This window comes from Arthrobacter agilis (assembly GCF_002953615.1).
Classification (GTDB): Bacteria; Actinomycetota; Actinomycetes; order Actinomycetales; family Micrococcaceae; genus Arthrobacter_D; species Arthrobacter_D agilis_B.
This window is the reverse complement of the sequence record NZ_CP024915.1, coordinates 2,203,683-2,212,530: the sequence shown is the minus strand read 5'-3', so window position 1 is coordinate 2,212,530 and position 8,848 is coordinate 2,203,683. Positions and strand designations below refer to the sequence as shown.

Here is an 8,848-nt window from a genome sequence, read left to right as displayed (position 1 = left end):
CCGCCACTCCCGCCTGCGGTCCGCGCAGCGCGTGGACGCCTAGCAGCAGGGGCCCGGGCCCGATCCCGGGAACCCGGCGGTGCGGGGTATGCGCCGGCGGGCCGGACGCGAGATGATGGTGCCCCGGCAGCAACAGCTCCGGGGCACCCGCGCACCAGCAGAGCAGAGGAACCCGCCATGTCCCAGGACCCCTACCCCAGCGAGCTCCCCTACTCAGGCCGCCATTCGAGCCCGTACGACGGCGGTGCGTACGGCAGCCAGGGCGGCGCTCCCTACCCGCCCACCCAGCCGTACCAGGGGGGCTACCAGCCGGGACCGTACCAGTCCTCCTACCAGTCGTCCTACCAGTCGATCGAGGGCGAGAAGGCGGCGCAGCTCTCCCTGATCCTCGGCATCGTGGGCCTGTTCGTGGCCGGGATCGTCCTGGGGCCGCTGGCCATCTGGCAGGCGAGGAAGGCCGAGCGCCTCGGCGTGCCCGCGACGGCGGGGAAGGTGCTCGGCTGGATCAACGTCGTGCTCTACGGCCTCGCCATCCTGTTCGGGATCCTCCTGGTGGTCCTCATGTTCGCCGGATTCGCGGCCACCTCCAGCTACAGCACCTGAGCCGCTAGAGCGTCGGGAAGCGGCGGGTGGACTGCTCGCCGGCCTCGACCAGGTGCGAGTTCGGCCCGGTCCCCACGATCAGGGGATCCGGTGTGCCGACGACGTCGGCATCCTTCTCGTCGTAGTCGAGGACCGACAGGACGTAGCGGAGTGCCTCGATCCTCGCCCGCTTCTTGTCGTTGCTCTTGATGACGGTCCACGGCGCGTCCGCGGTGTTCGTGTAGAAGAACATCGCCTCCTTCGCCTCGGTGTAGTCGTCCCACTTGTCGAGCGACTGCAGGTCCATGGGGCTCAGCTTCCAGCGGCGCACCGGGTCCGAGTGTCGCTGGGCGAAACGCCGCCGCTGTTCCTCTCGGGACACGGAGAACCAGAACTTGATGAGGAACGTGTCGCTGCGCACGAGCATGCGTTCAACCTCCGGGGCCTGCCGCATGAACTCGAGGTACTCGGTCGGCGTGCAGAACCCCATGACCCGCTCCACACCGGCGCGGTTGTACCAGGACCTGTCGAACAGGACGATCTCGCCGCCCGAGGGCAGCACGGAGACGTAGCGCTGGAAGTACCACTGCGTCTGTTCCTTCTCGCTGGGCTTGTCCAGCGCCACCACGCGCGCCCCGCGGGGATTGAGATTCTCCGTGAACCGTTTGATCGTGCCGCCCTTGCCGGCGGCGTCGCGCCCTTCGAACAGGATCGCGACCTTGGCCCGGTTCGCCCTGACCCACCCCTGCATCTTGAGCAGTTCGATCTGCAGCGCCCGCTTGGTCTTCTGGTACTCGCGCTCCGTCATCCGGGTGTCGTACGGGTAGTCCTCGCGCCAGGTGGGCAGGTCCGGATGCGGCAGGAGCACGTGGTCGTCGCCGTCGCCGTTCCCGCCGGGAGTCGGCACGGGGACGGGCGGCGGCTCGTCGGCGCCCTCGCTCCCGGCGGAGACCGCAGCGCGGTCGGCGGGAGCATCGGTCGGCTCGTCGGTCAGTTCGTCCTCGGGCTCGTTCGCAGCCCCGGTCGCCGTTCCTGGTCCATCGGTCATTCTCTTATCTCCTGCCCGTCGACGGTCCATCGTCGCAGACGGACCTGAGGACGGGAGGGGAGGAGGCAGGACCGGAGGCCCGGTGGACGGATCGACGGCCTGCCGGTATGCGGCTCGCCCGCGGAGCGGCAATCCCGCTGGACGTGGACACCGTGGGACGTGGACACCGTGGGACATGGATACCGTGGGGCGGGGACGCCGCGGACCGGGAATGCCGCGGGCACCGCCCGGGTTCTAGGCGGTGCGGACAGAGCAGTGCAGGAACACCCGAGCAGGAGGACAGGATGAGCACCACCACCCGGACGGCCGAGGAACGCTGGGCGCGTTTCCGGGAGGCGCGCAACGCGGCGCTCGCTGAGGAGCACGGCTGGCTCTCGCTGACGTCCTTCCAGTGGCTCGGCCCCGAACCCGCGGAAGTGGAGCAGGTCCCGGGGCTGTGGTCCGCGACGGATGACGGAGCAAGCCTCACGGCCTCCGCCGCCGACGGGCTGATCGGGCTGCCGGGCGGGCCGCCGGGCGGGCACCGGGTGGACGGCACGATCACCGCTGTCCTCGACGACGAGGAGTCACTCCTGTGGGTCTCGCACGGCGGGTCCACGGGACGCCGGATCGTGGTGGAACTCGCCCGCCGTGCCGGCCGCTACGCCATCCGGACCAGGGATGCGGAATCACCGACGGCGACCGGCTTCGAGGAGGTCCCGGTATTCGGCTACCGCCCGGACCTGGTGGTGGAGGCCCGCTTCGAGCCGTACGACGAGCCGCGCGAGGAACACATCAGGACCGCGCATGACGAGGTCCCGGGCGCCACCACGCTCGTGGGCGACGTCGTGTTCTCGCTGCCGGGTGACGCCCGGGAGTTCCGGCTCGGCGCCTCCCAGGAGGAGGCCGGGGGCCTCTCCATCACGTTCCACGACAGCACCAACGGATCGGCGACGGCCGACTGGCGGAAGGTCGCCACGCGCCACCCGCGCCCGGACGGCACGGTGATCGTCGATTTCAACAGGGCGATCAACTATCCCAGTGCCTTCACGCCCTACGGCACCTGCCCCATGCCCGTCGATGCCAACAGGCTGGAGGCGGCCATCGAGGCGGGGGAGAAGAACCCGCTCTCCTGAGGAGCAGGACGCCGCCGGCGCCGGCACGGCGTAGAGGACCGTCCGGGAGCCAGGGGCTCGCACACCGCACGTGCGGACCGGCATCTGTAAGGTGGCGGCATGGTGATCGAGATCCGGCCGGCGACGGTGTTCGAGGACATCTCCACGATGGTCGGTCCCAAGCGGCCCGACGCCACTGTGTGCTGGTGCCTGAGCTACCGGATCCCGTCGACGCTGAATCTTGCACTCCGCGGCCCCGAACGCGGAGCTCTCGTCAGGGAACTCGCAGCACAGGACCCTGCACCGGGAGTGCTCGCATACGACGGTGACGACGTCGTGGGATGGGCAGCCGTGCACCCCCGTGCCGCCACGAGCTTCGCCCGGAACCGCAGGATCCCTCGCGTGGACGACAGTGATGTGTGGTCGATCTGGTGCATCAGGGTCCGCCCGGGACACCGCGGACAAGGCATCTCGCACCACCTGCTCAGCGGCGCCGTACAGTTCGCCCTCGATCACGGAGCCCCAGCGATCGAGGGATACCCGGTCGACAACCAGGGCCGGAAAGTAGACCTCACGATGGCCTACGTAGGAACCCGCGCACTGTTCGAACGAGCCGGCTTCACCGAGTCCGCCGTCACGAGCTCGGTCATCAACGGGTTTCCGCGCCTCCTCATGCGATACGAGCCGGATCAAGCCGGCGAACACTGAGCGCTCGACCTGGACTACCGGACCTGGACCTGGACCTCGACCTCGACCTGCCGGCATCCCGGACAGGGAGTCCTTCGGAGCCGTCGGTCGTACGGCCGCGGTCCGTGGCCTCGTGCGAACCTCGTCACTGCCGAGGGCAGCTTGTCTTCAAGTACTTGAAGTTCCTATCGTTGATGGAGTGAGCGCACCGACGGTCCGAAAGACGTACACGATCAAGGAGACGGCGGCCCTGACGGGGCTGCCGGCGAGCACGCTGCGCTATTACGAGTCCATCGGCGTGATCACTCCGATCTCCCGCGGAGCGAGCAGCAAGCACCGGATCTACACGCCGGAGGACCTCGATCTGCTGACCTGGGTCTCCTGCCTGAGCGCAACGGGGATGTCCGTCAGCGACATGCGCCGCTACATCGGGAACGGAGCACTCGGGGCGGCTGCTGCCCCGGAGCAGATCGAGTTGTTGAAGGCCCAGCAGGAACACCTGGCCGTCGAAGCGAGATCCATCGCCCTGCGCGAACGCTACGTCGCACTGAAGATCGACTACTGGCAGGCCGTCCAGGACGGGGACGATTCCAGGGCCGCGCACCTGTCGGACGAAGCCCGCTCCCTGGCCGACGATCTCAAGAAGACCAGGAAGCAGTAGGCACGGCGCCACCGCCGAAGGGCTTCACGGCCCACAACGCCCTTATGCAAGCGGACGAACACGGCCGGCCGCAACCAGCAACCGAACACCCCACAAGGAGAAACCCATGCCCACCACAGTTCACGCCTACGCCTCGCCCTCCGCTGACGGCGACCTCGCCCCCACCACCATCGAACGCCGCGACGTCGGTCCCCACGATGTCCTGATCGAGATCAAGTACGCCGGCATCTGCCACTCCGACATCCACACCGTGCAGGGCGACTGGGGTCCCCAGCCCTACCCTCTGGTACCCGGGCACGAGATCGCGGGCATCGTCGCCGAGGTCGGCTCCGAGGTGACCCGGCACGCCGTCGGCGATCGCGTCGGCGTCGGCTGCATGGTCAACTCCTGCGGGGAGTGCAAGAACTGCACGGCGGGCGACGAGCAGTACTGCGTCAACGGGATGGTCGGCACCTACGGTGCCACCGACCGCGACGGGACCGTCACCCAGGGTGGCTACTCCACCCACGTCGTCGTCACCGAGGACTTCGTGCTCAGGATCCCCGAGGGCATCGAGCTCGACGCCGCCGCCCCCCTGCTCTGCGCCGGCATCACCACCTACTCACCCCTGCACCGCTGGGGCGCCGGCCCGGGGAAGAACGTCGCCGTGATCGGCCTCGGCGGCCTCGGTCACATGGCCGTCAAGATCGCGCACGCCATGGGCGCCGAAGTCACCGTCCTCTCACAATCACTCAAGAAGCAGGAAGACGGCCTCCGCCTGGGCGCCGACCACTACTACGCCACCAGCGACGAGACCACGTTCACCGATCTGGCCGGCTCGTTCGATCTCATCATCAACACCGTCAGCGCCAGCATCGACATCAGCGCCTTCCTGGGACTCCTGACGGTCGACGGCGCTCTGGTCAACGTCGGCGCGCCCGCCGAGCCGCTGCCGGTGAACGCGATGGCGCTCATCGGAGGTCGCCGTTCGTTCGCCGGCTCCATGATCGGCGGCATCGCCGAAACGCAGGAGATGCTCGACTTCTGCGCCCGGAACGGGATCGGCGCCGAGATCGAGGTCATCCCCGCCGAGAAGATCAACGACGCCTACGAGCGTGTGCTCGCCTCGGACGTCCGCTACCGCTTCGTCATCGACGCCGCCACCTTCGCCTGACCACGACCCGCCCGCGCAGTCCAGGAGACCACCGGCACCGTCCAGCAGGCAGGTCGCCGGCCCACCATCCTCGATGGAGGACGCCGACAGTCGTCGGAACTCAGCAGCCCATTCCTGCTCAGGGAGTGGGCTGCTGTTCCGGGTTCCAGGGTGGTGCAGACGATCGGCTCGCGACCGGCACTTCAGGGAGGCCTCCGCGTCGTCCGCCGGTGACCTTCCGGCACTTCGTCATCCGCCGTCCTTCCGGGTGAGCGCGGAAGTCGGCAGGGCGGCGGTTCCGCCGCACAATGGTGGTGTGACCGATCCGATGGACGCCCTGATCCCCCGGCCCCGGCAGGAGCCCGCTCCCGGGGCTGTGCACGTCCCCGGCTGGCTCGACCTCGATCGCCAGCGGGAACTCGTCGGGCTCTGCCGCACGTGGGCCAATGGACCGGTCCCGATGCGGAGGGTGACGATGCCCACCGGCGGGGTCATGTCCGTGCGGAGCGTGAGCCTGGGCTGGCACTGGCTGCCGTACCGCTACAGCCGCACCGCGGACGACGCCGGTGGCGGGGCCGTCGCGCCGTTTCCCGAGGTGCTGCGCACGCTGGGACGGGACGCCGTGGACGCCGCGTACGGCGACGGGTCCGGCGCGTCCTACGAACCGGATGCCGCGCTGGTCAACTACTACGACGACGCCGCGAAGATGGGCATGCACCAGGACCGCGAGGAGCGCGTGAACGCGCCCGTGGTGTCCCTCAGTCTGGGCACCACGTGCGTCTTCCGCTTCGGGAACACGGAGAACCGGAACCGTCCGTGGCAGGACGTGCACCTGGCGTCCGGGGATCTCTTCGTGTTCGGTGGCCCGTCACGGTTCGCCTACCACGGGGTCCTCAAGACGCTGCCCGGGAGCGCCCCTGCCGGCATCGGGTTCGAGGGCCGGCTCAACATCACGCTGCGGCAGACCGGGCTCGGCTAGCTCCCGGAGAGGATGATGCCCCGCGCATAGGCCGCCTGCCCTGCGTGCTGCACGGCATCGTCCACCACGCTCACGAGCCGCACGAGCAGCGTGACCGGTGGGTCCCACTGCTCGTCGACGATCCTGTGCAGGTCCTCGTCGGTGAGGCCCGCGACGAGGCGCCGGGAGCGCTCGTGGACGGCATCGAAGTAGTCCAGCAGCTGTTGCGCCGACCCGACCCGCACGGCGTCGACCTGATCGGTGGAGTGACCGTAGCCGGTGTCCTCGCGATCGAGATGCAGTGCCCACCGATCGGCGTAGCCGTCGGACAGCCACACCTGCTCGTGCCCGAAGGCCTCGGCGAAGTGACTGTCCTCGACGCGCGTGAGGTGCCAGACCAGCCAGGCGATCGAATTGGCCGAGCCGCCCGGGCGGAGGGACAGCTGCTCGGCGTCGAGGCCCTCCACAGCGCCGCGCACCAGGTCGGGCAAGCGCCCGAAAGCCTCCGAGAGGACCTCGACCGGCGTCACGGACGCTCCTGCCCGGCCACGGCGGCCCGCGATGCCAGCAGCAGCCTGAACCGTCGACGCTGCCTGGCCGGGATGAGGGAGAGGAACTGCGGGTGGGAGGCCAGGAACTCCTGCGCCTCCGGGCAATAGGGCATGACGGCCAGGCGGCGACGATGCGCGTTGAGCAGCACGGCCTGCATCAGCACCGGCTCGAGGCCCATGCGGCGGAACCTGGGGTCCACCACGGAGTGCAGCAGCAGGACGTCCCCACCCCGCATCTCGTACTGCACGTAGCCGGCGAGAACGCCGTTGCGGTACAGCTCGAACCGGGAGAACAGCGCGTTGTCACGGAACTTCTCCCGGGAATCGTCCGCTGCCCCGTGCCGCTCGGCCTGGCGTTCACGCCGCTCGAGCTCCTCGACGAGGAGGTCGTAGCGTTCCCGCATCGGAAGGGACGGGTGGTCGGTGTCCAGGGCCTGGTACGTGCGGTTGCACAGCATGCGCAGCTGTCGCGTCGACACCTCGGCGAGGTCCTGCGGGAAGTCCGCGTCCGCGTCCTGCGGAACAGCGGTGAGATGCGCTCGCCGGGGGGCCCAGGACGGCGTCTTCCCGTCCTGTCGTGCAGTGGGATGCTCGAGTACGTGCGGAAGGTGTTCCATCGTCAGCTCCACGTCCGGTGGGTCCACGGCCTCCTGCTCGACCAGTTCCAGAAGTCTAGGTGACCTGCGCCCTATTGCAAAGCACAGCAGACTGTCAATGGCCCTACCCCTCGCTGTGGATACCCGACTCCCGGTAGAAGCCTTCGATATGATCCTGCACCAGCTCCGCGGCGTGCTCCCCACGCCCCTCGAGCACCGCGTCGAGGATCGCCCGGTGCTCCCTGCGCAACCGCTGGGACGTCGCGCCCCACTCGGGCAGGCGCGCGGTCAGCCGCTGCGTGTAGTCCTCGATCGATCCCCGGAGGGATCCCATCATCGCGCCCACCAGGACGTTGCCGGCGGCCTCCGCGAGCGCCACGTGGAAGAGCGCGTCCCGCTGCAGGAAGCCGGCGGGACCGTCGTCGCACCGGTCCATCTCGTCGAGCAGCCGTGCCGCGCGTTCGAGGGACGGTGATCCCGGCGATGCATGGGCCGCCGCCCAGGTCTCCAGCAGGAGCCGCGTCTCCACGATGTCCTTGACCCGCAGATGGGCGCTCGCCACATGGAGCCGGAGGGCGGAATCGAGGGCGAGCGACGGGTTGCCCGTGATCACCGTGCCGGCCTGCGGCCCGGACCCCACTCCGGCGCGGACGACGCCGAGCGCCTCGAGGACGCGCGTCCCCTCACGGACGGACGCACGGGAGATCCCCAGCCGCTCCGCCATGGTGCGCTCGCCGGGCAGCCGCGAGCCGATGTGCAGGCGGCCGGCCGCGAGTTCCTGCTCGAGCCATGCCGAGACCACCTGGTGCGTGCGCATGGCGCCAGCATAGCTTGTGTGGTCTGACCACAGCCCGTAGGATCTGCGATCAGACCGTCCGGCCCGACGACGAGCAGAGGCACACCATGCAGACCCCTTCCCGCGCATCCGTCCCTCCCGCGCTCAGACGCCGGATCCCCAGAGTCGCGGATCTCGCCCCACTGATGCAGTTCAAGAAGCCGGAGTTCGGCGCCGCGGCGCGACTCCAGCGGGCCAACACCGTCTGGGACCTCCGCGACATGGCCAAGCGCCGCACGCCGACCGCTCCCTTCGACTACACGGATGGTGCCGCCGAAGCCGAGATCTCCCTCGGCAGGGCCCGCGAGGCGTTCCTCGACCTGGAATTCCGTCCCGGCATCCTCCGCGACGTCCGGACCGTCAGCACCGTGACGCCGATCCTCGGCAAGGACTCGGCCCTGCCGTTCGGTATCGCCCCCACGGGCTTCACGCGCATGATGCAGTCGGAGGGCGAGTACGCCGGGTCGCAGTCCGCAGAAGCCGCAGGCATCCCGTACACGCTCTCCACCATGGGAACGGCGTCCATCGAGGACGTCGCACAGGCAGCCCCGAACGGGCGCAACTGGTTCCAGCTCTACCTGTGGACGGACCGCGACCGCTCCATGGAACTCATCGCACGTGCGGCCGCCGCCGGGAACGACACCCTGATGGTCACGGTGGACACCGCCGTCGCCGGCGCCCGGCTCCGCGACGTCCGCAACGGC

11 protein-coding genes are annotated in these 8,848 nt (G+C 69.3%); 7 read left to right on the top strand and 4 right to left on the bottom strand.

The window, feature by feature from the left end; genetic code table 11:
- The first annotated feature begins 177 nt into the window (after nucleotides 1-177).
- Entirely contained in the window at nucleotides 178-603 is a 426-nt protein-coding gene (locus CVO76_RS10780; RefSeq protein WP_133081441.1) for a DUF4190 domain-containing protein, read from the top strand.
- A gap of 4 nt (nucleotides 604-607) precedes the next feature.
- Here CVO76_RS10780 and ppk2 read toward each other — a convergent pair whose 3' ends face one another.
- Nucleotides 608-1,630: a polyphosphate kinase 2 gene (ppk2, locus tag CVO76_RS10775; protein WP_208739234.1), complete on the bottom strand. Its 1,023-nt coding sequence runs from the start codon at nucleotides 1,628-1,630 to the stop codon at nucleotides 608-610.
- Nucleotides 1,631-1,914: 284 nt separating this feature from the next.
- Here ppk2 and CVO76_RS10770 point away from each other — a divergent pair, with 284 nt between their 5' ends.
- The 5 genes from CVO76_RS10770 (at nucleotide 1,915) to CVO76_RS10750 (ending at nucleotide 6,183) form a co-directional block, all read left to right on the top strand.
- On the top strand, nucleotides 1,915-2,745 hold the full coding sequence (locus CVO76_RS10770; protein ID WP_208739233.1) for a DUF1684 domain-containing protein: 831 nt from the start codon (nucleotides 1,915-1,917) through the stop codon (nucleotides 2,743-2,745).
- Between the two features lie 99 nt (nucleotides 2,746-2,844).
- A complete protein-coding gene (locus tag CVO76_RS10765) occupies nucleotides 2,845-3,432 on the top strand; it encodes a GNAT family N-acetyltransferase (protein ID WP_208739232.1) in 588 nt (195 codons plus the stop codon).
- Nucleotides 3,433-3,610: 178 nt separating this feature from the next.
- The gene (locus CVO76_RS10760) at nucleotides 3,611-4,072 is read left to right on the top strand and encodes a MerR family transcriptional regulator (protein WP_133081445.1); all 462 of its coding nucleotides are present in this window, start codon (nucleotides 3,611-3,613) and stop codon (nucleotides 4,070-4,072) included.
- 106 nt (nucleotides 4,073-4,178) lie between these two features.
- Nucleotides 4,179-5,225 (top strand): NAD(P)-dependent alcohol dehydrogenase, encoded by a 1,047-nt coding sequence (locus CVO76_RS10755; protein ID WP_208739231.1) that lies wholly within the window; start codon nucleotides 4,179-4,181, stop codon nucleotides 5,223-5,225.
- 307 nt (nucleotides 5,226-5,532) lie between these two features.
- A complete protein-coding gene (locus CVO76_RS10750) occupies nucleotides 5,533-6,183 on the top strand; it encodes an alpha-ketoglutarate-dependent dioxygenase AlkB family protein (RefSeq protein ID WP_208741787.1) in 651 nt (216 codons plus the stop codon).
- On the opposite strand, the gene CVO76_RS10745 is transcribed toward CVO76_RS10750, so the two are convergent.
- The 3 genes from CVO76_RS10745 to CVO76_RS10735 all read right to left on the bottom strand — a co-directional run bounded on the left by CVO76_RS10745 (nucleotide 6,180) and on the right by CVO76_RS10735 (nucleotide 8,126).
- On the bottom strand, nucleotides 6,180-6,692 hold the full coding sequence (locus tag CVO76_RS10745) for a mycothiol transferase (RefSeq protein ID WP_208739230.1): 513 nt from the start codon (nucleotides 6,690-6,692) through the stop codon (nucleotides 6,180-6,182). The genes CVO76_RS10750 and CVO76_RS10745 overlap by 4 nt on opposite strands.
- On the bottom strand, nucleotides 6,689-7,357 hold the full coding sequence (locus CVO76_RS10740; protein ID WP_208739229.1) for a GNAT family N-acetyltransferase: 669 nt from the start codon (nucleotides 7,355-7,357) through the stop codon (nucleotides 6,689-6,691). The genes CVO76_RS10745 and CVO76_RS10740 overlap by 4 nt, the downstream gene beginning before the upstream one ends.
- 76 nt (nucleotides 7,358-7,433) lie before the next feature.
- Nucleotides 7,434-8,126, bottom strand: coding sequence for a FadR/GntR family transcriptional regulator (locus tag CVO76_RS10735; protein WP_208739228.1), 693 nt, complete (start codon nucleotides 8,124-8,126; stop codon nucleotides 7,434-7,436).
- 86 nt (nucleotides 8,127-8,212) lie between these two features.
- Between CVO76_RS10735 and CVO76_RS10730 the strand changes: the two genes are divergently transcribed.
- A partial coding sequence (locus CVO76_RS10730; protein ID WP_208739227.1) for an alpha-hydroxy acid oxidase occupies nucleotides 8,213-8,848 on the top strand: 636 nt, incomplete at its 3' end.

Bases quoted from the DNA above. Each gene is read 5' to 3' on its own strand.
- CVO76_RS10780 (WP_133081441.1), top strand. From the start codon at position 178: ATGTCCCAGGACCCCTACCCCAGCGAGCTCCCCTACTCAGGCCGCCAT.
- ppk2 (WP_208739234.1), bottom strand. From the start codon at position 1,630: ATGACCGATGGACCAGGAACGGCGACCGGGGCTGCGAACGAGCCCGAG.
- CVO76_RS10770 (WP_208739233.1), top strand. From the start codon at position 1,915: ATGAGCACCACCACCCGGACGGCCGAGGAACGCTGGGCGCGTTTCCGG.
- CVO76_RS10765 (WP_208739232.1), top strand. From the start codon at position 2,845: ATGGTGATCGAGATCCGGCCGGCGACGGTGTTCGAGGACATCTCCACG.
- CVO76_RS10755 (WP_208739231.1), top strand. From the start codon at position 4,179: ATGCCCACCACAGTTCACGCCTACGCCTCGCCCTCCGCTGACGGCGAC.
- CVO76_RS10750 (WP_208741787.1), top strand. From the start codon at position 5,533: ATGGACGCCCTGATCCCCCGGCCCCGGCAGGAGCCCGCTCCCGGGGCT.
- CVO76_RS10735 (WP_208739228.1), bottom strand. From the start codon at position 8,126: ATGCGCACGCACCAGGTGGTCTCGGCATGGCTCGAGCAGGAACTCGCG.